The following is a 26804-nucleotide window of genomic DNA, read 5'->3' on the forward strand; positions in this document are numbered from 1 at the left end:
GCGGTTAAAAATGTGGGAGCGGGCTTGCTCGCGAAAGCGGTGTATCAGCCGATACATGTATTGACTGACCCACCGCATTCGCGAGCAAGCCCGCTCCCACACAAGCCCGCTCCCACATTTGGTCGATGGTGTTATCAAGTCTGTATTCCAGGCATAAAAAAACGCCGCGTATCGTGAGATACGCGGCGTTTTTTATTGCATCAACACCTTAGGCTTGAATCACCGGGATGTTGGCGCTTGCTGCGATTTTACGGAACTCGGCAATCTGGTCGAAGTTCAGGTAGCGGTAGACGTCACTGGCCATGGTGTCCAGTTTCGCTGCGTAGCCCATGTACTCTTCGACGGTCGGCAGGCGACCCAGAGTGGAAGCAACTGCCGCCAGCTCAGCCGAAGCCAGGTAGACGTTCGCGCCGTCACCCAGACGGTTCGGGAAGTTACGGGTCGACGTCGACACAACAGTCGAGTTCGGTTCTACACGTGCCTGGTTACCCATGCACAGCGAGCAGCCCGGCATTTCCATGCGCGCGCCAGCCTTGCCGTAGATGCCGTAGTAGCCTTCTTCGGTCAGTTGGTGAGCGTCCATCTTGGTCGGTGGCGACAGCCATAGACGAGTTGGCAGCTGACCCTTGACCTGTTCCAGCAGTTTACCGGCAGCGCGGAAGTGACCGATGTTGGTCATGCACGAACCGATGAACACTTCGTCGATCTTCTCGCCGGCAACGCTCGACAGCAGACGGGCATCGTCCGGGTCGTTTGGCGCGCAGAGGATAGGCTCGTTGATTTCCGACAGGTCGATCTCGATGATTTCGGCGTATTCCGCGTCGGCATCGGCTTCCATCAGCTCTGGGTTGGCAACCCAGGCTTCCATCGCTTGGGCGCGACGTTCCAGGGTACGCGGGTCGCCGTAGCCTTCACCGATCATCCAGCGCAGCAGGGTGATGTTGGAGTTCAGGTACTCGGTGACGGACTCTTTCGACAGCTTGATGGTGCAACCGGCAGCCGAACGTTCAGCCGAGGCGTCTGACAGCTCGAAAGCTTGTTCCAGCGTCAGGTCGTTCAGGCCTTCGATTTCCAGGATGCGGCCGGAGAAGGCGTTTTTCTTGCCTTTCTTCTCTACAGTCAGCAGACCCGATTGGATCGCGTAGTAAGGAATGGCATGAACCAGGTCACGCAGGGTGATGCCAGGTTTCATTTTGCCTTTGAAGCGCACCAGGATCGATTCCGGCATGTCCAGTGGCATGACGCCAGTGGCTGCGGCGAACGCGACCAGGCCCGAACCGGCCGGGAACGAGATGCCCATCGGGAAACGGGTGTGGGAGTCACCACCGGTACCGACGGTGTCCGGCAGCAGCATACGGTTCAGCCAGCTGTGGATGATGCCGTCGCCTGGACGCAGCGATACACCGCCACGGGTCATGATGAAGTCAGGCAGGGTGTGGTGGGTGGTCACGTCGATCGGCTTTGGATAGGCCGCGGTGTGGCAGAAGGACTGCATCACCAGATCGGTCGAGAAGCCCAGGCACGCCAGGTCTTTCAGTTCATCACGGGTCATTGGACCGGTGGTGTCCTGGGAACCCACGGTGGTCATCTTCGGCTCGCAGTAGGTGCCAGGACGAACGCCTTTGCCTTCCGGCAGGCCGCACGCCTTGCCGACCATTTTCTGTGCCAGGGTGAAGCCTTTGCCGGTGTCGACAGGTGCTTCAGGCAGCTTGAACAGGTCGGTAGGGCCCAGGCCCAGCTCGGTACGTGCCTTGTCGGTCAGGCCGCGACCGATGATCAGCGGAATACGGCCGCCAGCGCGCACTTCGTCCAACAGCACCGGGGTCTTCATTTCGAAGGTGGTGATGACTTCGTTGCTGTTGTGTTTGCAGACTTTGCCAGCATGCGGGTACAGGTCGATCACGTCGCCCATGTTCATGTTGGTAACGTCGAATTCGATTGGCAGTGCGCCAGCATCTTCCATGGTGTTGTAGAAGATTGGAGCGATCTTGCTGCCGAAGCAGAAGCCGCCAGCGCGCTTATTCGGTACGTAAGGAACGTCGTCGCCGAAGAACCACAGTACGGAGTTGGTGGCCGATTTACGCGACGAACCGGTACCGACCACGTCACCGACGTAGGCGATCGGGAAGCCTTGGCCGCGCATCTCTTCGATCTGCTTCATCGGGCCGGTCTTGCCTTGCTCGTCCGGCACGATGCCTTCGCGAGCCATTTTCAGCATGGCCAGGGCGTGCAGCGGGATGTCAGGACGGGACCAGGCATCGGGAGCAGGGGACAGGTCGTCGGTGTTGGTTTCGCCGGTCACCTTGAATACGCGCAGGCTGATCTTGTCGGCCAGGGTAGGGCGGTTGCGGAACCATTCGCCGTCAGCCCAGGACTGGATCACGCCTTTGGCGTGCTCGTTGCCGTTCTTGGCTTTTTCGGCCACGTCGTGGAACGCGTCGAACATCAGCAGGGTGTGCTTGAGTTGGGCGGCGGCGACAGGTGCCAGCTCGGCATCGTCCAGCAGCTCGACCAGGGTCACGATGTTGTAGCCGCCTTGCATGGTGCCAAGCAGTTCAACAGCGCGCTGTTTGCTGATCAGGGGGGAAGTGGCTTCGCCCTTGGCCAGGGCAGACAGGAAACCGGCCTTGACGTAGGCAGCTTCGTCAACACCAGGTGGAATGCGGTTGGTGATCAGGTCAACGAGGAATTCTTCTTCGCCAGCCGGAGGATTTTTCAGCAGCTCGACCAGGCCTGCGGTTTGTTCGGCGTTAAGCGGCTGGGGAACAATACCCAGGGCTGCACGCTCTTCGATATGTTTGCGGTAGGCTTCAAGCACAGTTATTACCCTCATCAGTGGTCCCACGGGACGCTCATCCAGAAATGAACGGCACGCATGCGCTCGGGGGCTTTTTGGGCCGCAAAGCCAGCGCTGCCGGCATTCCTCACAGAAGCTGCTTTCAAAGTTTTACGCCTGCAGAACGGGGCTGATGAGGGTTGGCGAGGGTATTGACCTACCGAGTCATTGACCATCGCCAACACCGTTCTGAAGGAACGACTGTGCTCGTGACGCTTTGAAAACAGCTTCCAGCGGATTATTGGCGCCTTACAAGGCCGGATGATTCTACGGCAAAAAAAATCTAAAGGTAAGTTGCCTAACCAAGTTTGCAGGGTGATCAAGGTTAGACAAAGGGCTAACATGGCGCATTGTTTCGCTGATTTGCGTGTTGTTACCCATGCCCAACCAAACCATCAAGACCCCCTGCGTAGGCCTGTGCTCCACGGTCTACGGCGATCTCGTGTGCCGTGGCTGCAAGCGTTTCCACCATGAAGTGATCCAGTGGAATGGCTATAACGAAGAAGAAAAACGCGCGGTCTGGCTGCGCCTGGAGCAACTGCTGGTGCAGGTGATGGCCGGTAAGGTGGAGGTTTTCGACCCCAAGACCCTGCGCGGCCAGCTGGAGCAGCGCAAGATTCGCTTTGTGCCGCACCAGTCGGAGTATTGCTGGGCGTACCAGTTGATTGCCCGGGGCGCGCGGGTGATCTCCAATCTGGAGGCCTATGGCATGGTGCTGTTGCCGGAGTTTCGCGAGTGGGCCTTGCCGGATTTGCGTGATGCGATTGATCGGGAGTTTTTTATCCTGTCCGAGGCGCATTACCAGCGCTATATCGCGCCGGGGTTTCTCAAGGATGTATTTGGTGCCTGACACCGCGCAGAGCAAATGTGGGAGCGGGCTTGCTCGCGAAAGCGGTGTATCAGTCACCGATTGATGTCGACTGGCCCACCGCATTCGCGAGCAAGCCCGCTCCCACATTTTGATCTCCATCACCTTCAGGCTTTGCCAGCCAGTTCTTCTAGATGTGCCATTAGCGTTTCAGGCTTAAGCACCAACACATCACTTTCCACCGCATCCAGCACCACCTCCGCCGTATTGCCGATCAGCGCCCCGGAAATCCCGGTACGTCCCACGGTGCCGATAATGGTCACTGCAGCTTCTAATTTATGCACCAGATGCGGGATCAGCACATCCGCTGGACCTTCCTCGATATGCAGATGCTTGTCGTCCACATCAAATTCAGCCTGGAACGCCCGGCACTGCTCGCGATAACGTGCCTCGATGGTTTCCTTGAGCTGAAAGGTCGGGTCCGCTGCCGACAGCATCGGCGACGGGTGGGCGCTGATCACGTGCAGTTGCGCCTTGGCCAGGCTGGCGATGTCGAAGCCATGGTCAATGATGGCGTTGTGCAGTGAGCGGTGTTCGCCGTCGCTGTTGCCCACATCGATGGCCGCCAGGATCACGCCCCCAGCCCACGGCGTAGACGTCTTCACCAGCAGCACCGCCGTCGGGCAATAGCGCAGCAACTTCCAGTCCGCCGGCGTCAGCAATGCCTTTTTCAGCGGGCTGTCGGGAAAGTGTTGCTTGATCACCAGCCCACAACCTTCGGCCTGCTGCACATCAATGATGGTTTCATGCAGGCTGTCATTCCACGCCTGTTCGGTGGTGACGCTGTAGCCATCCTCCTGCAAGCCGGCCTTTAGCAGGCTCAACAGCGCCGAATGCTCATGCTTCCTGTCGCACACCAGCAAATGCAGGTGCGCGCCAGTGACCCCGGCAATCAGCTTGGCGCGCTTGAGGGCCAGGCTTTCCGAGTGTTCGGGCTCGATGACCACCAGGATGCTGCGGATGGCTTGCATGTTCGGGTTCTCCATGAAAAGGGGGACATGGAACAACTATAGTTGCTGCCCGGCGCACGTCATGTTGATACACATCAAGGCCAGTGGCTGGTGGTCTGCGGCGTGGTCGGTATAATCGGCGCCCTTTTGTGATCCTTTGCCCGTGAGCCCGATGAACCTGCCCGAAATCCACGAATTCCTCGGCTGCCGCACCCCCGACGCCTGGGTCCAGGCTGCCTTGGCCGATCAGGAAACCCTGCTGATCGACCACAAGAACTGTGAATTCAAAGCCGCCAGCACCGCCTTGAGCCTGATCGCCAAGTACTACAGCCATGTCGACCTGATCAATATGATGTCGCGCCTGGCCCGGGAAGAACTGGTGCACCACGAACAAGTCATGCGCCTGATGAAAAAGCGCAAGATCGAACTGCGCCAACTGAATGCCGGGCGTTACGCCTCGGGTTTGCGCAAAGTCGTGCGCACCCACGAACCGGTCAAACTGGTGGATACGTTGGTGGTCGGCGCCTTTATCGAAGCGCGCAGTTGCGAGCGTTTCGAAGCGCTGGTGCCGCATTTGGACGAAGAACTCGGCAAGTTCTACTTCGGCCTGCTGAAAAGCGAGGCGCGGCACTTCCAGGGCTACCTCAAGTTGGCCTACCAGTACGGCGACGCCAAAGACGTGCCCCTGGTCATTGAGCGGGTGCGGGCGGCCGAGCAGGAGTTGATCGAATCACCCGACGTCGAGTTCCGCTTTCACAGTGGCGTGCCAGCCTGAGGCGACGGCCACGCCGATCAATGCGGTGATGCCTGCCAGCAGCAGGATCACCGTTTGCACGCCCAAGGGCGCGGCCAATACGGCAATCATCAGACCCGCCAGCGGTTGCGGCAGGTTGTTGAGCAAGGTAATCACGCCCACGGTCTTGCCGAAGTCCTGCACCGGAATCACCTTTTGCCGCACGCTGCGCATGTACACGCTGTACATCTTGTCGAAGCCGATCACCAGCAAAAAGCCCAGGGAGTACAGCCATAGATTGGGGCTGATCGCCGTGATCAGTGCGCCCAGGGCAATCATTGCGTAGGAAAGCCCACCGAGCAGCTTCAACGGCAGGGTGGCGCGCGCCAGGTAGAACAGAATCACGATGGTCACCAGTGCGCCGGCCGCTTGCAGCACGGCGTAGGCGTCTTTGTCGGCGGCGTACAGGCCAGTGACCATCGCTGCTGACGTGGCCAGCGTGACGCCGATGATCAGGTTCACGCCCACCGTCAACGCAATCAGGCGCTTGAGCCCGGCGAGGTTACGGATATGCCCAAACGCAATCCGCAGCGGTTGCAGCCAGATATCCCGATGTTGCTCGAAAACGGCCGGGACTACCGTGCTGGAACGCTGCCACACGCGCATCGCCACGTCCGCCAACATAAACAGCCCGGCAATCCCCAGCACCACCCAATGCCACGCCCAGACTTCCAGCATCAGCGCCGCCACCAGCGGCCCGAGCACCAGGCCGCTTTGGTCGGCGATCTGTGAATAGGACAGGGTCTTGGCATAGCTGTACTGCTGGAAGATATGCGGCATCAGCACTTCGCGGGCCATGATGCCCTGGGTGGTCAACACCCCGCACACGGCCGATAGCAGCACGATCCAGTAGATGCCGTCGAACAGGCCGAACAGCGCCACTGCCAACACGCAGGCCAGCGCCCGGTAGACCTGGCTGATATGCAGGATGCGCACAGGAGGGTACTTGTCACACAGCGCCCCGCACAGCGGAAACGCGAGGAAGCGCGGCAGCGACTCGACGAAAAACGCCAGCCCGGCCCACGAAACACTGCCGGTGGTCTGGAAGACGATCAACGGCACGATAAACAGCAGGATCTGATCCGCCAGCCGCGACAGGAACAGTGAGATAAAAAACGCCAGGTAATCCTTGCGCATACAACTCCCTGTGAATGGCGTTAAAGATTGCGGGCAATTTGTTAAAAAGTCTTAAAAGCATGAAGCTTGGTCGGGCGGTGCTGGCCAGTTGCTTAAGTTGCCCAGCTTGCCACCTATAATGCCTGCACTTCAATCTGCGTCGCACACTGAGAATTTATGGAAAACCTGGGTCTGGGCAAGGTATTGCTCGTTGAAGACGACGAGAAACTGGCAGGGCTGATTGCACATTTTCTGTCGCAGCATGGCTTTGACGTGCGGGTGGTGCACCGGGGCGATGAGGCCTTGGCGGCGTTCCTGGATTTCAAGCCGAAGATTGTCGTGCTCGACCTGATGTTGCCGGGTCAGAGCGGCCTGCATGTGTGCCGTGGCATCCGCAACGTTTCTGATACACCCATCGTGATCCTCACCGCCAAAGAGGACGATCTGGACCATATCCTGGGCCTGGAGTCCGGCGCCGATGATTATGTGATCAAGCCGATCAAACCGCCGGTACTGCTCGCGCGGTTGCGCGCGTTGCAGCGGCGCCAGGTGCCTGAGCCAACGGTGCGTGGCTCCCTGGCGTTCGGGCGGTTGGCCATTGATCGCACTTGCCGGGTGGTCAACCTGGGCGAGGAGAAGATCGACCTCACCACCATGGAGTTCGAATTGCTGTGGTTGCTGGCCAGCCACTCGGGCACGATCCTGTCCCGCGATGACATCCTCAACCGCATGCGCGGCATCGCCTTTGACGGCCTCAATCGCAGCGTCGATGTGTACATCAGCAAGCTGCGCGGCAAGCTCAACGACAACCCCCGCGAGCCGGTGTGCATCAAGACCATCTGGGGCAAGGGTTACCTGTTCAATCCGTTCGCGTGGGAGGTCTAGATGCTCCGGCTGTTTCTGCGCCTGTATGTGATCCTCGCGCTGGGCCTGGCGGGGGCCATCTGGCTGGTCAACTACACCTTTGACGAGTTGCTGCCCGAAGCCAACGAAACTTATAACCGCGAAGCCATGCGCGGCCCGGCGTATGGCTTGGTGGAGCAATTGCGCCCAGTGCCGGAGGCGGCCCGGGCGGCGCGCCTGGCTGAGTTGCAAAGCCACTACGGTCTGCACCTTAAGTTGGTGGCGCGCGACGAGCTGAAGCTGAGCTCGCGCGAGCAGCAATTGCTCGCGGCCGGGCAATTGGTGGTGCGTGGCGACTTTATGGAGTTCATCGCCAATATCGACGGCGGTTCGCAACTGCTGGAAATCAAATTGCCGGAAGAACCCAAGTGGTTGTACTTGTGGGCCTATGGGTTCCTCGGCCTGTGCCTGGCCATCGTCCTGTATTTCTGGGTGCGCCCGCACTGGCGCGACCTGGAGCATATCCGCCTGGCCGCGCAACGTTTTGGCGACAACGACCTTGGTTCACGCATCCTGCTACCGCGTCGCTCCACCGTGCGTGAGTTGGCCGGGCACTTCAACCAGATGGCCGAACGCATCGAGAGCCTCATCGCCAACCAGCGCGAACTGACCAACGCGGTTTCCCATGAGTTGCGCACGCCGATTGCGCGCCTGTCGTTCGAGCTCGACCAGCTCAAGCAACAGGCCGATCCGCACCTGCGCGGCGAGCTGATCACCGACATGTATGCCGACCTTGGCGAGTTGGAAGAAATGGTTTCCGAGCTGCTTACCTACGCCAGCCTGGAACGCGGCGCGACCCAGGTCACCCGGGAAAGCATCGAGGCCCACAGCTGGCTCGACAGCGTGATCGGCAGCGTCGCGCTGGAGGCCGAAGCGGCGGGTGTGCAGTTGTCGTTGCGCACCTGCGAAGTGGACTTTATCCAGATCGAACCACGCTTTATGGCGCGGGCGGTGATCAACCTGCTGCGCAACGCCATCCGTTACGCCGAACGGCGTGTGGAAGTGTCGCTGGTCAAGTTCGGTCAGGGTTATGAAGTGCGCGTGTGCGATGACGGCCCTGGCGTGCCCGAGGAAGGGCGGGCGAAGATCTTCCAGCCGTTCATGCGCCTGGATGCCAGCCGCGACCGCCGTACCGGTGGTTTTGGTCTTGGCTTGGCGCTGGTGCAGCGGGTATCGCAATGGCATGGCGGGCAAGTGGAGGTGTTGGATTCGGAGTGGGGCGGCGCGTCGTTTCGGATGACGTGGGCGTATGCCGAGTAGCGCTTTGGAAAACGCAGTAGATCAAAATGTGGGAGCGGGCTTGCTCGCGAAAGCGGAGTGTCAGCCAATGCATCAGGTGACTGAACCACCGCTTTCGCGAGCAAGCCCGCTCCCACACAAGCCCGCTCCCACAGTGTGTTTACAGCATGGCTCCTGTTAGAACGTGTATTCCAGCACCCCCATCACCGACGTCTGCAAGCGCCGCTCCACAATCGGGCTCTTGCCCGCTTCATCCGCCAGGTACTGCACATCGAGCAAGGTGGAGAACTGGGTGTGCTCGCTGATCGGCAAACTCCATACCAGGTTCATGCCATTGCTGATATTGCCTGCGCCGGCCTTGTAGGCCTTGAACCGGCTTTGTGCGGCCTGGCCAGTGGTCACGCCGTACCAGGTCTGCAGGTATTCACGGTCGCCAAAGTGGCTGCTGAGGCTGGCATCGACCGAGCCGTAGCGGCCGTCATAGAGGTTGGTGCCCAGGCTCAGTTCCAAATGGGTGTAGGCCTTGCCGGTGTCCTTGTGGTCATCGTCCTTGAGCGCGTGTTCCAGGGTGGCGCCGACGATGGCGCCGCCGAGGTTGTAGCTGGCACTCACGCCTACTTGCGCCCGCGACTTGATTTCGCCCATGCCTTTGAGGCGCTTGGAGCCGGCGTGCATCGACTCGTTCTTATCCTTGCGTGAAGCGCTGGCGCCGACATACGTGCTGAAGCTCAGGGCGTTCCCTTCGTAGCCCCAGCCCAGGCCTTTGTCGGTGTCGAGGAAAATCCCCCAGGGGCTGACGATTTTGCCGCCCAGCACCGGCGCGGTCATGCGTTCGTCGCTGCCGCTGTAGCGGGGTGCGTTGGCGACGCCGGCCTTGAGGCTGTATTGCCAGTCCTCGGCAATGGCTGCGTCGGCCGTGGCGAACAGGCACAGCGACGAGAGGGACAGGCATAGGTTTCTTGAGCGCATCAGGGTGTTCATCCGTATTAAAGGTTCAGGGGTGGGTGAGGCGAATGGGTGCGTTTGAAGGCGTAGCCCGACGCGCTGAGGCCATTGATCTGGCGGCTCACGGTGTCGCCCAGGCCATAGCCATTACCGGCCAGTACGGCGTGGGCGTTATCGACGGGTAGCAGGATGTAGTCGGTCAGCGGTTCGTCGTGCAATTGGCCGCGAATCACCAGGAAGCCTTGCTCCAGGCGCACGCTGATGCCGGTCAGCGGTGCGTCGGGCTCATGGGTGTTGAGCACCTGATAGGTGCCGATGGTGTCGGCCCAGGCCTGGGGCAAGGGCGGCGGGTCGATGCGCTCGCCAATGGCGATGCGTTGGCCGTGGCTGCGGGCAGTGAGCAGTTGGCGGCCTTGCACGGTGACCATGTCCAATTGCACGCGGCCCAGCTCGCCGAGGTCCTTGAACCACAGGCCGAGCACGCGTTTTTGCGCGCGCAACCAGCCTTGTTCGTCACGCAACAGTTCGAAGTCGAACCCGGCCAGTTCGCCGAACAAACGCTCCTTTTCGTCGCGGATGCGCAATACGCCCCAGGCGGTGGCATAAAAACCGGCCAGGCGCTTGCGGTCGATGGCGGCCGGTACATGGCGCAGTTTCAACCCGTGGTTGGGTGCCTCGCAGCCGTCGCCACACACGGATTTTCCGGTTTGCGCCTGAAGCATCAGGCGCAGGGCGTCGGTGGCCAGGCGGGCGACCAGGTCTTCGGCGTTGCTGTCGTTGGCCATGATGATCACCGCCAGTTGCTGGTCGGGCAGCAAGGTCAGTTGGGCGGCAAAATCATCACCGCCGCCGCTGTGCTGGTAAGTGCGCACGCCGGCGCCGACCGGTTCGTCGCCGCAAGGGGCGAGGAACCAGCCCAGCCCCATCTGGCAATCGAAGTCGAGGGCGTTGCCGGTGTTTTGTTGGGTGAACATCGTGTCGATGGAGCGGGCGCTCAGCAGCCGTTTGCCTTTGTACTGGCCCTGGGCGAAGAGCATGTTCACGTAGTGGCCGAGGTCCTTCGGGCTGGCCCATAACCCCCCAGCGGCCAGGTCGCGCACCTGGGCATCGCTGCTGGCGCTGCCGTCCTGATAGCCCATGGCGCGGTAGCCCGTTACCGCGCCGGTGCCGATAAAGCTCGACTGGTTCATCTCCAGGGGCTTGAGCACGCTGTATTGCAGTTGGGCCTCAAAGCTTTTGCCGGTGCTGCGCTCAATGGCGGCACCCACCAGTGCATAGCCGAGATTGGAGTACGCCACTTGCGAGCCCGGCGGGCTGCTGAGCCACACGCCGGACATGCGCATTGGCATCAAGCCCATGGCGAAGGTGCTGTGGAGGTCGCGCAGGTGCTCGCTGGGCAGGCCGGACTGGTGGCTCAGCAAGCGACGCAAGGTGATATCGCGGTCTGCCGCGTCCTGGTCTGGATGAAAGCGCGAACGCACATGGAATTCGCTCAGGGTCTGCTGGATCGGTACATCCAGCCCCAGGCGCTGTTGCTCGACCAGTTGCAGTGCCGCCGTTGCAGTGAGCAGTTTGGCGATGCCGCCGGCACGAAATGCGGTGTTGGGCGTTACCGGCACACCGTGGGCCTTGTCGGCCAGGCCAAAGCCGCGGGCCCAGATCAGTTCCTGGCCGTTGACCAGGGCAATCGACAGCCCGGCTACATTCTGCCGGGCCATGTCCTGGGGAATGCGTGATTGCAGGTACCGAAGGATCGCGCCGTAATCACCCTTTTGGATGCGCGGCGCAGCGGGTGGCTGCCCCTGGCAACCGACGCTGCCGAGCAGGCAACCCAGCAGCGCGATACTGCGCAATGTGCGAAACATGAAGAGCACCCGAAGGATGGTTTGGATGCTCAAATGCTAGGGGCGCGGCGGTTGCCAGTCTTTGAGGGCTTTGTCGGGAAACTGTCAAAGACTGTTAAAGCGCGGTATCAGTGCATGGCCTCCAGGATGGCGTGCGCGACCTTCACCCGCTCCCCATTCGGGTAGTTCTTGTTCGCCAGGATCACCACGCCCATCCCCTTGCTTGGCACGTACGCGACATACGCACCAAAGCCATTGGTAGAGCCGGTCTTGTTGATCAGCGTGTCGGCGTGGAGCGGTTGTGCGGGCGTGAGCCATTTGACTGGGTGCGGTTCCATGGCCATTTGTGTCGAGTTGCCGTTGACCAGAACATCGAGTGGGACAGGGTAGGGGTACATTTCCCAGCCCAGGCCTTGGGTCATGCCATCGACGGTGTAGTAACCGGCATGGGTGGTTGCGATGGCTTGTTGCAACGGCTGCTCAAGGCGGCTCGGGTCCAGGTTGGCTTGCACGTAGTGCAGCAGGTCCGAGGCGCTGGTCTTGATGCCGTAGGCTTCACTGCCCATGGCGCCGGGGCCAACACGCACGGGGTTGCCGTCCTTGCCGTAGCCTTGGGCGTACAGGTTCATCTGGCTTTTGGGCACGGTGACAAAGGTGTGCTTGAGGCCCAGTTTTGGCAGCAGGGTCTTTTCCATTGCCTGGTCAAACGGTTGCTTCAGGCTTTGTGCCGCCAGGTAGCCGAACAGGCCCAGGCTCGGGTTGGAATACAGGCGCTGGGTGCCGGGGGTGAAGGCGGGCGTCCAGTGCTGGAAGTAGCTGATCATGTGCTGGCTGTTGTCGGCCTCGCGCGGGAATTGCAAGGGCAAGCCGCCTGCGCTGTAGGTGCCGAGGTTGAGCACGCTGATGTGCTCGAAGGCGCTGCCACGCAGTGCTGGCAGGTACTGGCTGGCCGGTGCCGGGAGCGTGAGTTGGCCCGTGGCGACGGCATAACCCGCGAGGGTGGCGGTGAAGGTTTTGCTCACCGAACCGATCTCGAACAGGGTGTTTTCGCTGACGGGCTGCCGGGCGTCCTGGTTAGCGACGCCGTAGTTAAAGTATTGCGTCTTGCCATCCTGCAGGACGCCGACGACAAGGCCCGGAATAGACTGTTGCTGCATCAGCGGTTTGACGCTGGCGTCCACCACGGTGCGCAGATCGGTGGCGGCAAGGCATTGACCCGTGCCGAGAAGCAGGGCAATGGCACTGAAATTAAGCATTCCAAACCGGGCATGTTGGGGCATGATGTCGCTTCCATGAGAGTGATCGAGTGAATGAGGCCTGCGCGGGCGCCGCCAATGTAGGCAGTTCGCAGGCGTTGGACAAACGATCATATTTCGCAGCAGCCATTAGAAAAATTTGGGCCAAAGCATGCTTCGTTCCCATCTGCCCCTTAACGCCCTGCGTGCCTTCGAGGCCTCGGCCCGGCATTTGAGCTTTACCCGTGCCGCCATCGAATTGTGCGTCACCCAGGCGGCCGTCAGTCATCAAGTAAAAAGCCTGGAGGCGCAGCTCAACGTCACGTTGTTCAAGCGCCTGCCACGGGGCTTGATGCTGACCAGCGAAGGCGAAACCCTGCTGCCGGTGGTGCGTGAGTCCTTTGATCGCATCGCCCAGACCCTCAGCCAATTCGAAGGCGGGCATTACCGCGAAGTGCTCACGGTGGGCGCGGTAGGCACCTTTGCCGTGGGTTGGTTGCTGCCGCGCCTACCCGACTTTCATGCGCGTTATCCGTTTATCGACCTGCGCCTGTCCACCCATAACAACCGTGTGGATGTGGCTGCCGAGGGCCTGGATTACGCTGTGCGTTTCGGTGCCGGCGCCTGGCACGGCACCGACGCCTGCCAACTGCTGGAAGCGCCGCTGACCGTGCTGTGCGTGCCGCACCTCGCCGAGCAACTGCGCACGCCGGCCGATCTGCTCAAGCACACCTTGCTGCGCTCGTACCGCGCCGATGAGTGGAGCCTGTGGTTCCAGGCTGCCGGCTTGCCCGCTGATACCCTGGTGCCGCGCAGCATTGTGTTCGACTCATCCCTGGCGATGATGGAATCGGCCCTGCAAGGCATCGGCGTGGCCTTGGCGCCGGCGCTGATGTTTTCGCGCCAGTTGGAAAGCGATGCCATCCGCCAACCCTTCGACGTCGGCATCAGCACCGGCAGTTATTGGCTGACCCGCTTGCAGTCGCGGGTCGAAACGTCGGCGATGCTGGCGTTCAAGGGTTGGTTGAAGGCGGTCGCAGGGGCGCATTGATAGGGATATCTGCGAGAGGGCGCGCACCCGCTATGAGGATTTACTGTGGGCCCCGGTGGCCATAGGTATCTGCACAACTTTGAGCATTGCTGCTGGACCTGTGGCGAGGGAGCTTGCTCCCGTGACGGCCTGGCAGTCGGGCGATTTTTACCGTGTGTAAACCGGCTCTACTGTGGGAGCGGGCTTGCTCGCGAAGACGGCCTGGCAGGCGGTCTGGGTTTTTGGGTCGGAGTACATATCCGTTACCGAAGCCATGGATATGTACTCTGACCCAAAGGCTCCAGCGCCTGACACATAGCCTTCGCGAGCAAGCCCGCTCCCACATTTGGATCGGGGTGCATCCGAAAAACCGCAGGCGCCTGTCAGGCCGCTATCGCAGGCAAGCCAGCCCACACAAGCCAGCACCTACAGTCAGATGGATGTCAGGCGAGGTATTTGCGGAACCAGCCCAATGTCCTGTCCCACGCCAGATTCGCTGCCGCTTCGTCATAGCGTGGCGTCGAATCATTGTGGAAACCATGGTTGGCGCCCTTGTAGATGTATCCCTCGTACGTGGTGCCCGCAGCCTTCAGCGCCGCTTCATACGCCGGCCAGCCTTCATTGATCCGCGTATCCAGCTCGCCAAAATGCAGCATGATCGGTGCCTTGATGCGCGGTACGTCCTTGGCGTCCGGCTGGCGCCCATAGAACGACACCGCCGCACCCAACTCCGGGTAGGCCACCGCCGCCGCATTGGTCACGCCGCCGCCGTAGCAGAAGCCGGTGATGCCGACCTTGCCGGTGCTGCTGTCGTGGTGCATCAGCCATTCGATGGCGGCGAAGAAATCGTTCATCAGCTTGGTCGGGTCAACGGTCTGTTGCAGTGCCACGCCTTTTTCATCGTTGCCGGGGTAGCCGCCCACCGAGGTCAGGCCATCCGGTGCCAGGGCGATAAAACCGGCCTTGGCCAGGCGTCGGGCGACGTCTTCGATATACGGGTTGAGGCCACGGTTTTCATGGACAACGACCACGGCGGGCAATTTGCCTGCGGCCTTGGCCGGGCGCACCAGATAGCCGCGTACGGTGCCGTTGCCCTTGGGCGAGGGATAGGTGATGTAGTCGGCGACGATATCCGGGTCGGTGAATTTCACCTGTTCGGCCAGCGCGTAGTTGGGGCTCAGGGCCGCCAGCAACGCCGAGGCGGTCAGGCCGCCGAAGGTGAACAGCGCGGCGCGGTCGAGAAATTCGCGGCGGTTGATCTTGCCGTGGGCATAGCCGTCGTAGAGTTCCAGCAGTTCGGGCGCAAAGTCTTTCGCGGTGAGACGAGTCATCGGTGCAATCCTCGATTAGCGGTGGCGGTCAATGTAAACCACCTTCAACCCTCGCGGCCATGGGCGGTGGCGGCCAATTGGCCGGTGTCGACGCGCACGAACACCGAGTCGCCAATGGCCGTCAGCACGTTACCTGCGTACACCTCGCAGACCACGCGGCTTTTGCGCCCCACATCGCCCTCGACCCGCGCGCGCAAGGTCAAGGTGACGCCCATGGGCGTGGGCTTGATGAACTTGATACCGAGGTTGCCGGTGACGCAGTCGATGCGTGGCAGGCTGCCGGGTTCGCGCTGCTCGGCACGGTAGTGATAGGCCATGGCCGTCCAGTTGGAATGGCAATCCACCAGCATGGCGATCAGGCCGCCGTAGACCAGGTCGGGCCAGCCGCTGTATTGGGCGTCGGGCAGGTGTTCGGCGATCAGGTGGATGCCGTCGGCGTCCCAGCGGCTCTTGATGTGCAGGCCATGGGGGTTGCTGGCGCCGCAGCCGTAGCAGATACCTTCGGGGGCGGTAATGTCCTGGAGGGAAGCAGGGTGCATGAAACGTCCTTATTATTTTGGGGGGCTACTCTGTTTAGCAGGACACGGGCAGGATGGGAACACGGTGGCCTTACTTCTTGCGGAGCGTTGCATGAACCTTCGACTTTTCCCAATCGTGTGGCTGGCGCTGGTCCTGGGTGGGTTTTCCAGTGCCCAGGCCGTGGAGTATCGGGACGTCAACCGCGCGGCCAGCCAGATCAGTTTCACCTTCCAGCAGTTCGGGCAGCGGGTCTACGGCACGTTCGGCGAGTTTGAAGGCACGTTGGCGTTTGACACGCAACACCCGGAGGCGGCCCATGCGCTGCTGACGATCCAGCTTGCCAGCATCGATGCTGGCAGCCCGGATGCCAACGATCAATTGCAGCGTCCGTCCTGGTTCGATACTGCGACGTATCCGCAGGGCGTCTACCAGTCCAGTGGCGCCACGGCACTGGGGGACAATCGCTTCAAGATCAACGGCGACCTCACCCTCAAAGGCATCACGCGCCCGGTGACGGTGGACGTGGTGCTCAAGGAGCAGGGCGGCATTGGTGTGTTCGACGGCGAGTTCATCCTCAAGCGCGCCGATTTCAAGATCGGCGAGGGCGAGTGGGTCGGCAACAGCGTGGTGTCGAATGACATCCACATCAAGTTCAAGATGGTCGCGCCGCAGCGCTAACGGGCGAATTTCTTCGCGCCGGCCACACAACCGATGACCGCGACGGTGACCAGCACCATGCCCAGGCTGACCTGTTCATGCAGCAAGCCAGCCGCCAGCGCCAGGCCGAAGAACGGTTGCAGCAATTGCAACTGGCCCACCGCCGCGATGCCGCCCTGGGCCAGGCCGCGATACCAGAATACAAAGCCGATCAGCATGCTGAACAATGCCACATAGCCCAGGCTCAACCACGCGGGCAGGCTGATGCCACTGAGACTCGCGGGGGCAAGGATCAGGCTCAACGGCACCACCACCGGCAGCGACACCACCAGCGCCCAGCAGATCACTTGCCAGCCGCCAAGGCTGCGCGACAACTTGGCGCCCTCGGCGTAGCCCAGGCCGCACACCAGCACCGCCAACAACATCAGCACGTCACCCGCCGGTGCAGCGCTCAAGCCTTGGGCAAACGCATAACCCATCACCAGCACGCTGCCCAGGATCGAAAACAGCCAGAACACCAGGCGCGGGCGCTCGCCGCCGCGCAGCACGCCGAACACCGCCGTGGCCAGCGGCAGCAGGCCGATAAACACGATGGAGTGGGCGGAGGTCACGTATTGCAGCGCCAGCGCGGTGAGCAAGGGGAAACCGATGACCACGCCCAGCGCGACGATCACCAAGGGCTGCCACTGGTTACGTGCGGGACGTTGCTCCCTGAACAGCGCTAACAGCATCAGCCCGAGTACGCCGGCGATGGCGGCGCGGATCATCGTCAGGAACACCGGGTCGAACTCCATCACCGCCAAGCGCGTGGCCGGCAGTGAACCGCTGAAGATCACTACACCGATAAAGCCGTTGATCCAACCGTGGGTGCTGCTGTCCAGGGGGTTGAGGGAAGAAGTGCGTTCCATGGGCGGTTGCCTGAAAAAGAATGATTGCGTGCTGACCATCCTAGAGTTGAAGATTAAGACAATCAAAAAATTGTCATGGATACAGCCCTATGCCACGCGCCCGCTACAAGTCGCTGGTCGATACGTTTGCCGCCGCCATCCGCAACGGTGACATGCCGCCCGGCACGCGCCTGCCGACCCATCGGCAATTGGCCGCCGAGCATGGCTTGGCGCTGGTGACAGCCAGCCGGGTGTACGCCGAGCTGGAGGCCATGGGCCTGGTCAGCGGTGAAACCGGGCGCGGCACCTTCGTGCGTGAGATCGCCTTGCCACCGGGGCAGGGCAGCGGGCAGATGAACGTTGCAACGGGCATGCTGGACCTGAACTTCAACTATCCGTCACTGCCGGGCCAGGCGGATTTGCTGCGCACGGCCCTGCGCCAGTTGGCGTTGTCCGGCGACCTGGAAGCGTTGTTGCGCTATCAACCACACGCCGGCCGCATGCATGAGCGCGCGGCGGTGGCGCGCCATCTGTTGAACCGAGGGCTGGCGGTCGAAGCCGAGCAGGTGCTGGTGGTCAGCGGCGCACAGCACGGGTTGGCGGTGACGATGATGGCGCTGCTCAAGCCGGGGGATGTGATAGCTGTCGATGCATTGACCTATTCGGGCTTCAAGGTGCTGGCCGAGACCCTGCACCTGGAAATCGTCGCGATCCCGGTCACGCCCGCCGGCCCGGACCTGCACCACCTGCAGCAGCTGTGCCGCAAGCGTCCGGTGCGTGCGGTGTACAGCATGCCGACCCTGCATAACCCGCTGGGCTGGGTCATGAGCCTGGAGCAGCGCGAGCAATTGGTGGCCATTGCCCGTGAGCACAACCTGATGATTATCGAGGACGCGGCCTACGCGTTTCTGGCCGAAACCCCGCCGCCGCCCCTGGCGACCTTGGCGCCGGAGCGCACGGTGTACGTGGGCGGCCTGTCGAAAAGTGTCGCGACGGGACTGCGCGTCGGATTTGTCGCGGCGCCGGCTGAGTGGGCGAAGATGTTGGAGCGAACGATCATGGCCACCACCTGGAACGTGCCGGGGGTGATGTGCGCGATTGCGGTGGGCTGGATCGAAGACGGCACCGTCGCCCAGTTGGAAGCACAAAAGCGCGCGGATGCCCAGGCGCGCCAGGCGTTGGCGGCGCAAGTGCTGATGGGGCTGGATTACACCAGTCACCCGTCATCGTATTTCCTGTGGCTGCCGTTGGCGGAGGAGGTCCGCGCTGATCAGATCGCCATGACCTTGCAGCGCGAGCATATTTCCGTGTCCACCGCCGAGCCGTTTGCGGTGTCGGCCCAGGTGCCCCACGCGTTGCGCCTGGCATTGGGCTCGGTGGCCATGCCGGCGCTGCGTGAAGCGCTGATCAAGGTGCGCAAGGTGGTGGCGTGGTAAATCAGTACTTGTAGGCCTGGCGCCCGATCAGCAACCATTTGCCATGCTGTTTTTGCCAGACCTGGAAGTTGTCGATGTCGGTGGGCACTTCGACGCCGCTGTTCACCGCCAGGGCGTGAAAGTGGTTGCGCACCAGGGCGGTGTCGCCGTTCAGGCTGATGGTCTGGTTCTGCATTTCCAGGGTCTTGAAGGCGCTGGTGTGGGTTTCCAGGTCGGCGATGAACTGCGCCTTGTTCTGCACTTTGCCGCTGGAATGGCCGTAGGTGAGCGTATCCGAGGTCAGCGCATGCAGTTGCTTGAGGTCCAGATGCAGCATGGCCTGGGTCAGTTGATCGACCGCTTGGGCCACGTCCTTTTCCGCTGGAGCGGCAGCCACATAGCCACTGAACAGGCACAGAAAACCGATCAACACTTTTACGTTGGGCATGGGTGTTTCCTTATTGTTGTGGGGTGAATACGACGGCTTAAGTCGTCGTACAACCATGCCGTATTTGTCAGGTCGAAATAAAGTGAAATTTGAAATATCTTGAAATTATTGGCCATATTTGCGATGGCTATTCATGTACGACGTCCTAACACATCAAATACTCAAGGCCGATTCTTCCTGGCAAAGTGGCATATCGCTATGCTGTCGCCCAAACAACAAGACGTCCGAGGAACAAAATGGATTTTGACTGGCATAGCGACACCATCACCCGTACCACCCCTGTCACTCCAAGCTATAAAAATACCCAGAATGTGCGCCGCTTCATGCTGGAACACTGCGGCCCCGGCTTCAAATTCGATCGTCCTTTCATGGCCTGGATTCGCAACGACATCGCCAAAACCCTGGGCGATGTCGTGGACGAGTGGCGGCGCCGCAACCCTGATCGCCAGGAACCGCGTGTGTGATCACCGAAGGTATGTGGGTGCTGGCCGACTACGCCAGCCACCTGACTCCCGGCCTGCTGTTGTTCGGCCTGTGGTTTGCGCTGACACCCTCGACGCTGCCGGCGATGCGCATCCTCATTCTGCTGGCCGCGTTTGTGCTGATGCGCGACGCGATGACGCCGTTGGGTATGTGGGCGCTGGGCAGCGAGGTGCAGATCGCCTTCAGCGCCAATGCCTTTGTGCTGGCGATGCTCGGCTGGCTGTCGGTGCTGCTGATCATGCTGCTGGCCCGCATCGCACCGGACCTGTGGCGGCTGATCCGCTGGACCCTCGGCCACCCTGGCATTGGCTTGGCGTGCGGGTTGCTGGTGGGGTGCTTGATCGGCGTGCCGCTGCGGATTTACCAAGGTATCGACGCGTCGGCGATCCACGGTTATTGGGTCTGGTTGCCGGGCATGGTGGTCTTGGCGTTTGGCGCCAATGCCCTGGAGGAAGTGTTGTTTCGTGGGTTTTTGCAGGGTTATCTGGAACAACACGTCACGCTGTTGCGCGCGGCGTTGATCAGTGGCGTGGCGTTTGCGGCGTGCCATGCTTTCCTGGCGTTGAGCGTGACGCAACTGGGCTGGCCGGTGTTGCTGTTTACGTTGCTTGAAGGGTTGGCGTGCGCGTTGGTGCGCATGCGCTATGGCGTGTTGCCAGCGGCGGTGGCCCATGGCACGGCGATCTTGCTGATCGCGGTGCCCTACATTCCCTGATTTGAAATACACAGCCAAAGGTGGGAGCGGACTTATGTGGGAGCGGGCTTGCTCGCGAAAGCGGTGGATCAGTCACTCAAGTATCGACTGACACACCGCTTTCGCGAGCAAGCCCGCTCCCACAATTTTGACCGCGTTTAGGCTGTTGGCAACGGCGGCGTACGCGGCGGAACCTGGCGTTTGCTGCCCGTCGCTTCAAACGCCGCCGCAAAGCGCAGCAACGCCGAATCGTCATAGGCACGCCCGGCAAACGTCAGCCCGACCGGCATGCCAATGTCCGCCATCACGCCCATCGGCACGGTCACCGTCGGTACGCCCAGGTGGCGGATCGCCAGGTTGCCGTTGGCCACCCAGATGCCGTTGCTCCAGGCAATATCCGCCGACGCTTCGTTCACATCCGCATCCGCCGGGCCCACATCGGCTACGGTGGGGAACAGCACGGCGTCGAGGCCGAGGCTGTCCATCCAGTCTTCCAGGTCCAGCCGCCGGGTTTGCTCCAGGCCGCGCAGGCCGTCGGGCACGGTGCTGATTTCGTTCCACGGGGTGATGCCGCGCTCGGCCATGCGCACGTACTCGTCCATGCCAGCGGCGAGGTCGTCTTCACGGTTCGGCAAGGTGCTGGGGTCGTGCGGGAAGATTTTCGGCCCGTCCACATCCGCCAGGCGGTTGAGGCTTGGGTCGCCGTTGGCACGCAGGAAATCGTCGAAGGCCCACGCGGACAATTCCCACAGCTCGTCGTGGAGGAATTCCTTGGACACCAGGCCACGGGTAAACACCGTCGGTGCACCGGGGCGGTCGCCTTCGCAGTTGGACACCAGCGGAAAATCCACTTCGATAACTTCGGCACCGGCCGCTTCCAACGCTTGGCGCGCGGCCTGCCACAGGTCGATCACCGTGGCGCGGGTGTTGATTTTTTGCCCGGTCGGGCCGCCGATGCCGGGTTTATCGCTGGTGCCCGCGTCGGCGTCCGCGTTGATGTACATGCGCGGCACGCCGAAGCGTTTGCCGGCCAGGGAGGCGGCGTCCACCGCCAGTTCCGCGTAGGACGCGGGGCGTACCGAAGCGACGCTCGGGATCGGCACCCAGGGTTGCAGGCGCCACAGGTCGCCACGGGTGTCGGGGTCTTCGGCGACCACCACGTCGAGCACTTCCAGCAAGTCAGCCATGGTGCGCGCGTAGGGCACCACCACGTCCATGGTCGGCGTTAGCGGCCAGTTGCCACGCACCGAAATTACCCCTCGGGACGGGGTGTAGGCACACAGGCCATTGTTGGACGCCGGACCGCGCCCGCTGGACCAGGTTTCTTCCGCCAGGCCGAACGCCGCAAAGCTCGCAGCGGTGGCAGTGCCGGCACCGTTGGACGAGCCAGAGGCAAACGGTGCGGTCAGGTAGTTGGCGTTGTAGGGGCTTTCGGCGCGGCCATACACGCCGCGTTGCATGCCGCCGTTGGCCATCGGCGGCATATTGGTCTTGCCCAGGCAGATCGCCCCACCAGCGCGTAGGCGCTCGATGGTGAACGCATCGCGGTGTGCAACGAGTTTGGCAAAGGCCGGGCTGCCGGATGCAGCCGTCAGGCCCTTGACCAAGTAGCTGTCTTTGGCGGTGTACGGAATGCCATCCAATGGCCCCAAGGTTGCGCCCTTGGCCCGGCGCGCATCGGACGCCTGGGCTTCTTCAAGGGCTTGCGGGTTACGCACGACCACGGCGTTCAACGCGGTCGCGGTCTGCGGGCCGTCATAGGCTTCGATCCGCGCCAGGTAAGCCTGGACCAGTTCAACGGCCGTGGTCTGGCCGGATTCCAGCGCAGCGCGCAATTGGGCAATGGAGACTTCGGTTACTTGCATCACGTTTTTTTCGCCGCCTTCAAGTGGGGGTATGGCGGCAGTCTACGTACAGATATTTCACAAAACCAGCGCCGAATAATCCGCATAGGCGGTGCGCATTATCTGCCAGGTGTGCGGGTCAGCCGGAATCAGATGTTCGATACGCAGGGAGGTGAGGGTGATGTCCTGGGGCATGCCAAAGGTGGTGAAGGTGGACAGGAAGTTCAGCTCGCCCTGGCTTGAGCGGATGCGGGTCAGCACCAGCGGCGGCATTTCCCGGGGCAGTTTGCTGCCCGGTGGCGCCGGTAAATCTGCAAGCAATGCGGCCAGTTGAGGATTGCCCAATGCCTCGCGTGTGGCACGTTGCCAAGCCAGGGTGCGGATCTCATCGGCATTGTTCAGGTGGTCGCCGAGGCCGCCGGGTTGCAGCAGGGTGCCCAGCAGGTTCAAGCCGGCGGCGGCGTCAGGCGGGATGCCCACCAAACCAAACAATGCGGCGGTACTCGCGTTGGCGGCCAGCACCTCCCACTGGCTGCCCAGCAGGATCGCCGGCGCGGGATTGTTGGCGTGCAGCACATGGTTGACCGCTTCGCGAATCGCCGCCATGGCAGGGGCGTCAAGCGGCGTGGCGCCGTAGCGCGGGGCGAAGCCGGCGGCGAGGAACACACGGTTGCACTGCTCCAGCGGCGTCTCCAGTGCCGTCAGCAGATTGTGCAGCGTGCCCGGGCTGGGTTTGGCGCGGCCGGTCTCCAGGCAACTGAGATGGCGCTGGGAAACCCCGGTGATCAAGGCCAGGTCGAGTTGGCTGAGCTTGGCCTGGCGGCGCAATTGGCGCAGCTGTTCGCCGGCGGTAGCTGGGTTGTCCATGAGCGGTTCATGACCTCCGAGGTCATTGCGAGGGGCGCAACCTTATCACTAACGTGGGCCTCCATCATTCCAAGGACGAGACCATGCACAGACCCTACATAGCCCTGGCCGCTTTACTCGGATTTACCCTGTATACCCTGTTCACGATGCTGACGGCCGAGCAGTCGCTGCTGGCGTTTGGACGGGAATTGATGGCACGGCCGGACACGGCGCAGGTGGTGATCGACCTGTATTTGATGGCGGCGCTGGCGTGTGTGTGGATGTATCGGGATGCGCGTGGGCGAGGGCGGTCGGCGCTACCCTATATATTGCTGACGGCGGTGTTTGTGTCGGTGGGGCCGCTGCTTTACATCGTGGTGAAGGGGTTCAGGGATGAATGATCTTTTACCGGTCTATGCGGTGTGCGTGCTGGTGTTGTGCCTGAAGATGTTCGCGATTTCCTGTTATCAGGGATATTTCCGTATACGGGAGCGGGCGTTTACCAATCGTGAGGATGCGGCTTTTTTCAATCGCAGCGCGCAGCCTCTGGAGTTGCCGCAAGTGGCCCGGGCTGCCAGGGCGTGGGCCAATGACCTGGAGAACATCCCGCTGTTTTTTGTGCTGGGTGGGTTGTGTGTGGCGCTGGAGAGTGACAGCGCCGCGACCCTGTGGCTGTTCGGTGTTTTCACCTTGGCGCGGGTGGTGCACACCTTGGCGTATCTGATGGGATGGCAACCTTGGCGCACACTGGCCTACGGCGTGGGTGTGGCATGCCTGTTCGGCCTCGGCGCCAGGATTGTGGGGAGCACCACCGATCAACTGTGGGAGTTTTCGAGCTTTAGCGAGGCTGCGAAGGCGGCGGCACTGGTGGTAGAAATGTTGTCTGTGCCGCCGCCATCGCAGGCAAGCCAGCTCCCACATTTGAGCGGGTTCACAAGTCGAAATGTGGGAGTGTTCGAGCTTAGGGGTTGAGGAACGCCTGGTAATTGTCCTTCGTGATCTGCTGATAAGGAATCGTCAGTTCAGCCGTATACGGTTCCTTCTTCACCATCTTCACCGCCAGATCAATCGAGCCTACCGCCTGCCCCTTGTTGTCCTGGTACACCGTCACCAGCAGTTGGCCCTTTTTCACCGCATCCAACCCAGCTGGGCCGCCGTCGCTGCCGGCCACGAGGATGTCCTTGCCCGGTTGCATGCCGGCCTGGCTGATGGCCATGGCGGCGCCAATTGCCATTTCATCGGCGTTCGCCGCCACTGCGTCGATCTTGCGCCCGGAAACGATCCAGTTGTTCATCAGGTCGATCGCCTTGTTGCGCTGCCATTCCGCGGTTTGTTCTTCGACGATCTTGATGTCCGGGTACTCCTTGAGTACGGTCTTCACCCCCAGCGTGCGGTTGTGGGTGGCGTTGTTGGACAGCAGCCCGAGCATGATCGCCAGGTTGCCTTTGCCGCCCATTTTCTCGGCCAGGTAGCGCATCTGGATCTCCCCGGCCTTGACTTCATCCGAGCCCACATAACCCACGCCCGGCGGCAATTGCTGGGCATCCGGGCGGCGGTTGACGTAGACCAGCGGGGTCTTGGCTTGCTGGGCGTTGGTGCTCATCTTCGCCGTGGCGGCAGTGTCCACCGGGTTGACGATGATCGCGTCCATGCCCTGGGCGGTGAAGTTCTGCACCTGGTTGAGCTGGCGCACCACATCGCCCTGGGCATCTTCGAATTGCAGGGTCACGCCGGGCAATTCCTTGGCGTGGGCCGCCATGTAGTCGCGCATCTGCGCGAGGAATACATCGTCGACCTGGGCGATGCTCACGCCGATACGGATATCGGCCAGCGCCCACGGCGTGACAGCGAGGGTAAACAGTGCCGCAAGGAGATGCTTCTTCATGGTTTTGCTCCGTTGTTATTGTTGTTGTTAAAGCAGGGGTGATTCAGGCCTGGCGCTTGGCGCGCATCTGCGCCACCGCCGCCGCAAAGTCCGAGGGCGGCCAGCGTTCGCTGAGTGCCTGTTGCATCAGTTGTTGTCCGGTCTGCGGGGCCAGGCCTTTGAGCGGTGGATCGGTGTCGAGGTTGGTGGGGAAGGAATAACCGTCCGCCGTGCACGCGATCACGGCCTCGGCATCCAGGGACGGATTGGCCAGCAGCGCCGGGTACACCGCGAGCATCATGCGGTCGCGGTCGAGGGCTTCCATGGGTTTGCCGAATGCCGAGGATATTTGCAGCAGGTTGGCCATGCGATGGCGGTCGGCGGTGCGGTTGGTGCCGGCGGCGTGGAACAGCGCCGGGTTGAAGAACAGCAGGTCGCCCTTGTTCAGCGGCAACTGCACGGCGTGTTGCTGGAAGTAGTCGATAAAGTCCTCACGGCGCCACGCCAAGTAACCCAAGGCGTATTGCTGGGAGAATGGCAGCAGTTGGGTCGGCCCGGTTTCCAGTGGCATGTCCGTGTGGGCCACCGCGCCTTGCAGCGTCAGATACTGCGACAGCACGTGCAAGGGCAGGGGGAAGCGTTCCACCACATCGTTGGTCTGGAAACCCAGGTGGTAATCCCGGTGCGGCTGCTGCGCCTGGCCGCCGGGATGCACCACGTTGACCTGCGCCGTGACCTGAAAGCTCGGCCCCAGCCACGCTTCGGCAATCAGCCCCAGCAGCGGGTTGGCGTAGTACTCGACAAACGATTCGGGCGACTGCAACGCGGCCTTCTGCAACGAATTCCAGATGCGCCCGTTGCTGCCTGCCTTGGCAAAGTGGTCGGCGGCCACGCCTTGGGCGGCCTCATTGGCAAAGATCGCCTCGAACACCTGGCTGTGCCGGTCCACCACTTCCAGATCTTCATAGGCCCGGCGTACCACCATTACCCCCGGCCCGTCACGGAACACCCGGTGCAGTTCATTCATCACGCTGCGGCGGTCGCTGTTGCGCAGGGTCTGGGCCTGATAGATCGGCACATTGCTCAGCACTTCCTGGCACAGCGGGTAATCCTCGGCGTGCGCCCGTTGCGCGCAAAGCTGGCTGAAATCCGCCAGGCGTACGGCCTCAGCGCCGACAAACGCCGACATCACACACCCCCTGGCAGGCTCAAGGCCTGGTGCGGTTGCGGGCTGCCACCGTCGGTGCAGCCGACTACGCCTTGTTCCAGGTCGATCACCGAGCCGGTCATCATCCCCGATTCGCTGGACAGCAAAAACGCCACGCTGCGCGCCACTTCCTCCGGCTTGAGCAGGCGCCCGAACGGCTGTGCGCTTTCGGCCTCTGCCAGCCAACCGTCCTGGGCGCCGTGGTACTGGCGCTGGATGTCATCTTCGTGGGGCGTGTCCATCCAGCCGATATTCAAGCCGTTCACGCGGATACGGTTGCGCAGCGCACTGAACGCGACGTTCTTGGTGAGGATCGCCAGCGCGCCCTTGGACGCCGCATACGCGCTCAAAAACGATTGCCCACCATGCCCGGTAACGCTCTGGATATTCACCACGGCGCCTTCCACACCTTTACTGATCATCAGCTTCAACGCTTCCTGCATGAGGAAAAACGGCGCCCGCACATTCACCGCAAACAGCTTGTCGAACAGCTCCGGCGAGGTGTCGAGGATGGTGCCGCGATCTGACATGCCGGCGCAGTTCACCAAGCCGTGCAAGGTGCCGAAGTGGGTACGTGCCGCGTCGATGATCGCCCGGCAATCCTCGACCTGCTCAAGGTCCGCCTCGACGAAAAACGCCTGGCAATCCAGTTGGGCCAACTGCCGCACCTGTTCCTCGCCCTGGGCACGGCGGCGGCCGCAGATGATCAGGCCGGCGGCGCCACGCCGCGCCAGGGTATGCGCGACGGCGGCGCCCAGGCCCTGGGTGCTGCCCGTGACAACAAAGTATTGGCCGCTGAACGTGGTGGCGAGATCGGTGTTAGGCATGCAGTTCTCCTGATTTTTGTTGT

General features: G+C 61.8%; 25 protein-coding genes and 1 pseudogene. 11 read left to right on the forward strand and 15 right to left on the reverse strand.

The genetic code is table 11. The features are described 5' to 3' along the window. Positions 1-208 precede the first annotated feature (208 nt). Positions 209-2818 (reverse strand): bifunctional aconitate hydratase 2/2-methylisocitrate dehydratase, encoded by a 2610-nt coding sequence (acnB, locus tag DBR46_RS19965; RefSeq protein WP_124527704.1) that lies wholly within the window; start codon positions 2816-2818, stop codon positions 209-211. A 397-nt stretch (positions 2819-3215) separates the two neighbouring features. Here acnB and DBR46_RS19970 point away from each other — a divergent pair, with 397 nt between their 5' ends. Beyond that, a complete protein-coding gene (locus DBR46_RS19970; protein ID WP_124527548.1) occupies positions 3216-3686 on the forward strand; it encodes a DUF1289 domain-containing protein in 471 nt (156 codons plus the stop codon). Positions 3687-3811: 125 nt separating this feature from the next. Here DBR46_RS19970 and DBR46_RS19975 read toward each other — a convergent pair whose 3' ends face one another. Continuing rightward, positions 3812-4675 carry a universal stress protein gene (locus DBR46_RS19975; protein ID WP_124527549.1) on the reverse strand — a complete coding sequence of 288 codons (864 nt, stop codon included), beginning with the start codon at positions 4673-4675 and terminating at the stop codon, positions 3812-3814. 151 nt (positions 4676-4826) lie between these two features. Here DBR46_RS19975 and DBR46_RS19980 point away from each other — a divergent pair, with 151 nt between their 5' ends. Next, a complete protein-coding gene (locus DBR46_RS19980) occupies positions 4827-5429 on the forward strand; it encodes a tRNA-(ms[2]io[6]A)-hydroxylase (RefSeq protein ID WP_124527550.1) in 603 nt (200 codons plus the stop codon). Here DBR46_RS19980 and DBR46_RS19985 read toward each other — a convergent pair. Continuing rightward, positions 5385-6584, reverse strand: a complete 1200-nt coding sequence (locus DBR46_RS19985) for an MFS transporter (RefSeq protein ID WP_124527551.1) — start codon at positions 6582-6584, stop codon at positions 5385-5387. The genes DBR46_RS19980 and DBR46_RS19985 overlap by 45 nt on opposite strands. Positions 6585-6740: 156 nt before the next feature. Between DBR46_RS19985 and DBR46_RS19990 the strand changes: the two genes are divergently transcribed. Together DBR46_RS19990 and DBR46_RS19995 are read left to right on the forward strand one after the other, a co-directional pair. Then, complete coding sequence (locus DBR46_RS19990; RefSeq protein WP_124527552.1) at positions 6741-7448, forward strand: winged helix-turn-helix domain-containing protein; 708 nt, start codon at positions 6741-6743, stop codon at positions 7446-7448. Continuing rightward, positions 7449-8726, forward strand: coding sequence for an ATP-binding protein (locus DBR46_RS19995; protein ID WP_124527553.1), 1278 nt, complete (start codon positions 7449-7451; stop codon positions 8724-8726). Between the two features lie 156 nt (positions 8727-8882). Here the strand turns inward: DBR46_RS19995 and DBR46_RS20000 are convergent, their stop codons facing one another. From DBR46_RS20000 to ampC, 3 genes are all read right to left on the reverse strand, one after another. Beyond that, positions 8883-9674, reverse strand: a complete 792-nt coding sequence (locus tag DBR46_RS20000) for a MipA/OmpV family protein (protein ID WP_124527554.1) — start codon at positions 9672-9674, stop codon at positions 8883-8885. A 17-nt stretch (positions 9675-9691) separates the two neighbouring features. Next, positions 9692-11515: a serine hydrolase gene (locus DBR46_RS20005; protein ID WP_124527555.1), complete on the reverse strand. Its 1824-nt coding sequence runs from the start codon at positions 11513-11515 to the stop codon at positions 9692-9694. A gap of 107 nt (positions 11516-11622) precedes the next feature. Next, positions 11623-12774, reverse strand: coding sequence for a class C beta-lactamase (gene ampC, locus DBR46_RS20010; protein ID WP_124527556.1), 1152 nt, complete (start codon positions 12772-12774; stop codon positions 11623-11625). A 127-nt stretch (positions 12775-12901) separates the two neighbouring features. On the opposite strand from ampC, the gene DBR46_RS20015 reads away from it, so the two are divergent. Next, positions 12902-13780, forward strand: coding sequence for a LysR family transcriptional regulator (locus DBR46_RS20015; RefSeq protein WP_124527557.1), 879 nt, complete (start codon positions 12902-12904; stop codon positions 13778-13780). 422 nt (positions 13781-14202) lie between these two features. Here DBR46_RS20015 and yghX read toward each other — a convergent pair whose 3' ends face one another. Both yghX and DBR46_RS20025 read right to left on the reverse strand, forming a co-directional pair. Then, a complete protein-coding gene (yghX, locus tag DBR46_RS20020; RefSeq protein WP_124527558.1) occupies positions 14203-15090 on the reverse strand; it encodes a YghX family hydrolase in 888 nt (295 codons plus the stop codon). Between the two features lie 44 nt (positions 15091-15134). Continuing rightward, positions 15135-15629 carry a PaaI family thioesterase gene (locus tag DBR46_RS20025; protein ID WP_124527559.1) on the reverse strand — a complete coding sequence of 165 codons (495 nt, stop codon included), beginning with the start codon at positions 15627-15629 and terminating at the stop codon, positions 15135-15137. A 91-nt stretch (positions 15630-15720) separates the two neighbouring features. Between DBR46_RS20025 and DBR46_RS20030 the strand changes: the two genes are divergently transcribed. Then, positions 15721-16287, forward strand: a complete 567-nt coding sequence (locus tag DBR46_RS20030) for a YceI family protein (protein WP_124527560.1) — start codon at positions 15721-15723, stop codon at positions 16285-16287. On the opposite strand, the gene DBR46_RS20035 is transcribed toward DBR46_RS20030, so the two are convergent. Then, positions 16284-17174, reverse strand: coding sequence for a DMT family transporter (locus tag DBR46_RS20035; RefSeq protein WP_124527561.1), 891 nt, complete (start codon positions 17172-17174; stop codon positions 16284-16286). The two genes, DBR46_RS20030 and DBR46_RS20035, sit on opposite strands and share 4 nt — an antisense overlap. Before the next feature lie 89 nt (positions 17175-17263). On the opposite strand from DBR46_RS20035, the gene DBR46_RS20040 reads away from it, so the two are divergent. Continuing rightward, positions 17264-18589 carry a PLP-dependent aminotransferase family protein gene (locus DBR46_RS20040; RefSeq protein WP_124527562.1) on the forward strand — a complete coding sequence of 442 codons (1326 nt, stop codon included), beginning with the start codon at positions 17264-17266 and terminating at the stop codon, positions 18587-18589. 1 nt (position 18590) lies between these two features. Here DBR46_RS20040 and DBR46_RS20045 read toward each other — a convergent pair whose 3' ends face one another. Next, on the reverse strand, positions 18591-19016 hold the full coding sequence (locus DBR46_RS20045; RefSeq protein WP_017736083.1) for a nuclear transport factor 2 family protein: 426 nt from the start codon (positions 19014-19016) through the stop codon (positions 18591-18593). Between the two features lie 236 nt (positions 19017-19252). Between DBR46_RS20045 and DBR46_RS20050 the strand changes: the two genes are divergently transcribed. Then, a complete protein-coding gene (locus tag DBR46_RS20050) occupies positions 19253-19480 on the forward strand; it encodes a DUF6434 domain-containing protein (protein WP_124527563.1) in 228 nt (75 codons plus the stop codon). Then, entirely contained in the window at positions 19477-20214 is a 738-nt protein-coding gene (locus DBR46_RS20055) for a CPBP family intramembrane glutamic endopeptidase (protein ID WP_256659343.1), read from the forward strand. Before DBR46_RS20050 ends, DBR46_RS20055 begins: the two co-directional genes overlap by 4 nt. Positions 20215-20351: 137 nt before the next feature. Here the strand turns inward: DBR46_RS20055 and DBR46_RS20060 are convergent, their stop codons facing one another. After that, positions 20352-22061 (reverse strand): amidase, encoded by a 1710-nt coding sequence (locus DBR46_RS20060; RefSeq protein WP_124527564.1) that lies wholly within the window; start codon positions 22059-22061, stop codon positions 20352-20354. Positions 22062-22115: 54 nt separating this feature from the next. Further along, complete coding sequence (locus tag DBR46_RS20065) at positions 22116-22904, reverse strand: helix-turn-helix domain-containing protein (protein WP_124527565.1); 789 nt, start codon at positions 22902-22904, stop codon at positions 22116-22118. Positions 22905-22987: 83 nt separating this feature from the next. Here DBR46_RS20065 and DBR46_RS20070 point away from each other — a divergent pair, with 83 nt between their 5' ends. Both DBR46_RS20070 and DBR46_RS20075 read left to right on the forward strand, forming a co-directional pair. Beyond that, positions 22988-23284: a DUF2834 domain-containing protein gene (locus DBR46_RS20070; RefSeq protein WP_124527566.1), complete on the forward strand. Its 297-nt coding sequence runs from the start codon at positions 22988-22990 to the stop codon at positions 23282-23284. Beyond that, positions 23277-23684, forward strand: a pseudogene (locus DBR46_RS20075) (MAPEG family protein); the annotation flags it as partial. The gene DBR46_RS20070 and the pseudogene DBR46_RS20075, both read left to right, overlap by 8 nt. Positions 23685-23844: 160 nt before the next feature. Here DBR46_RS20075 and DBR46_RS20080 read toward each other — a convergent pair. From DBR46_RS20080 to DBR46_RS20090, 3 genes are read right to left on the reverse strand one after another with little or no spacing between them, the layout of a single operon-like run. After that, the gene (locus tag DBR46_RS20080) at positions 23845-24768 is read right to left on the reverse strand and encodes a sugar ABC transporter substrate-binding protein (protein WP_124527568.1); all 924 of its coding nucleotides are present in this window, start codon (positions 24766-24768) and stop codon (positions 23845-23847) included. A gap of 43 nt (positions 24769-24811) precedes the next feature. After that, complete coding sequence (locus tag DBR46_RS20085) at positions 24812-25936, reverse strand: phytanoyl-CoA dioxygenase family protein (RefSeq protein WP_124527569.1); 1125 nt, start codon at positions 25934-25936, stop codon at positions 24812-24814. After that, positions 25936-26781, reverse strand: coding sequence for an SDR family oxidoreductase (locus DBR46_RS20090; protein WP_124527570.1), 846 nt, complete (start codon positions 26779-26781; stop codon positions 25936-25938). The genes DBR46_RS20085 and DBR46_RS20090 overlap by 1 nt, the downstream gene beginning before the upstream one ends. Positions 26782-26804: the final 23 nt, after the last annotated feature.

Source organism: Pseudomonas sp. KBW05 (assembly GCF_003852405.1).
Lineage (GTDB): Bacteria > Pseudomonadota > Gammaproteobacteria > Pseudomonadales > Pseudomonadaceae > Aquipseudomonas.

Bases quoted from the DNA above. Each gene is read 5' to 3' on its own strand.
- DBR46_RS19970 (WP_124527548.1), top strand. From the start codon at position 3,216: ATGCCCAACCAAACCATCAAGACCCCCTGCGTAGGCCTGTGCTCCACG.
- DBR46_RS19975 (WP_124527549.1), bottom strand. From the start codon at position 4,675: ATGCAAGCCATCCGCAGCATCCTGGTGGTCATCGAGCCCGAACACTCG.
- DBR46_RS19980 (WP_124527550.1), top strand. From the start codon at position 4,827: ATGAACCTGCCCGAAATCCACGAATTCCTCGGCTGCCGCACCCCCGAC.
- DBR46_RS19985 (WP_124527551.1), bottom strand. From the start codon at position 6,584: ATGCGCAAGGATTACCTGGCGTTTTTTATCTCACTGTTCCTGTCGCGG.
- DBR46_RS19990 (WP_124527552.1), top strand. From the start codon at position 6,741: ATGGAAAACCTGGGTCTGGGCAAGGTATTGCTCGTTGAAGACGACGAG.
- DBR46_RS19995 (WP_124527553.1), top strand. From the start codon at position 7,449: ATGCTCCGGCTGTTTCTGCGCCTGTATGTGATCCTCGCGCTGGGCCTG.
- DBR46_RS20000 (WP_124527554.1), bottom strand. From the start codon at position 9,674: ATGCGCTCAAGAAACCTATGCCTGTCCCTCTCGTCGCTGTGCCTGTTC.
- DBR46_RS20005 (WP_124527555.1), bottom strand. From the start codon at position 11,515: ATGTTTCGCACATTGCGCAGTATCGCGCTGCTGGGTTGCCTGCTCGGC.
- ampC (WP_124527556.1), bottom strand. From the start codon at position 12,774: ATGCCCCAACATGCCCGGTTTGGAATGCTTAATTTCAGTGCCATTGCC.
- DBR46_RS20015 (WP_124527557.1), top strand. From the start codon at position 12,902: ATGCTTCGTTCCCATCTGCCCCTTAACGCCCTGCGTGCCTTCGAGGCC.
- yghX (WP_124527558.1), bottom strand. From the start codon at position 15,090: ATGACTCGTCTCACCGCGAAAGACTTTGCGCCCGAACTGCTGGAACTC.
- DBR46_RS20025 (WP_124527559.1), bottom strand. From the start codon at position 15,629: ATGCACCCTGCTTCCCTCCAGGACATTACCGCCCCCGAAGGTATCTGC.
- DBR46_RS20030 (WP_124527560.1), top strand. From the start codon at position 15,721: ATGAACCTTCGACTTTTCCCAATCGTGTGGCTGGCGCTGGTCCTGGGT.
- DBR46_RS20035 (WP_124527561.1), bottom strand. From the start codon at position 17,174: ATGGAACGCACTTCTTCCCTCAACCCCCTGGACAGCAGCACCCACGGT.
- DBR46_RS20040 (WP_124527562.1), top strand. From the start codon at position 17,264: ATGCCACGCGCCCGCTACAAGTCGCTGGTCGATACGTTTGCCGCCGCC.
- DBR46_RS20045 (WP_017736083.1), bottom strand. From the start codon at position 19,016: ATGCCCAACGTAAAAGTGTTGATCGGTTTTCTGTGCCTGTTCAGTGGC.
- DBR46_RS20050 (WP_124527563.1), top strand. From the start codon at position 19,253: ATGGATTTTGACTGGCATAGCGACACCATCACCCGTACCACCCCTGTC.
- DBR46_RS20065 (WP_124527565.1), bottom strand. From the start codon at position 22,904: ATGGACAACCCAGCTACCGCCGGCGAACAGCTGCGCCAATTGCGCCGC.
- DBR46_RS20070 (WP_124527566.1), top strand. From the start codon at position 22,988: ATGCACAGACCCTACATAGCCCTGGCCGCTTTACTCGGATTTACCCTG.
- DBR46_RS20080 (WP_124527568.1), bottom strand. From the start codon at position 24,768: ATGAAGAAGCATCTCCTTGCGGCACTGTTTACCCTCGCTGTCACGCCG.
- DBR46_RS20085 (WP_124527569.1), bottom strand. From the start codon at position 25,936: ATGTCGGCGTTTGTCGGCGCTGAGGCCGTACGCCTGGCGGATTTCAGC.
- DBR46_RS20090 (WP_124527570.1), bottom strand. From the start codon at position 26,781: ATGCCTAACACCGATCTCGCCACCACGTTCAGCGGCCAATACTTTGTT.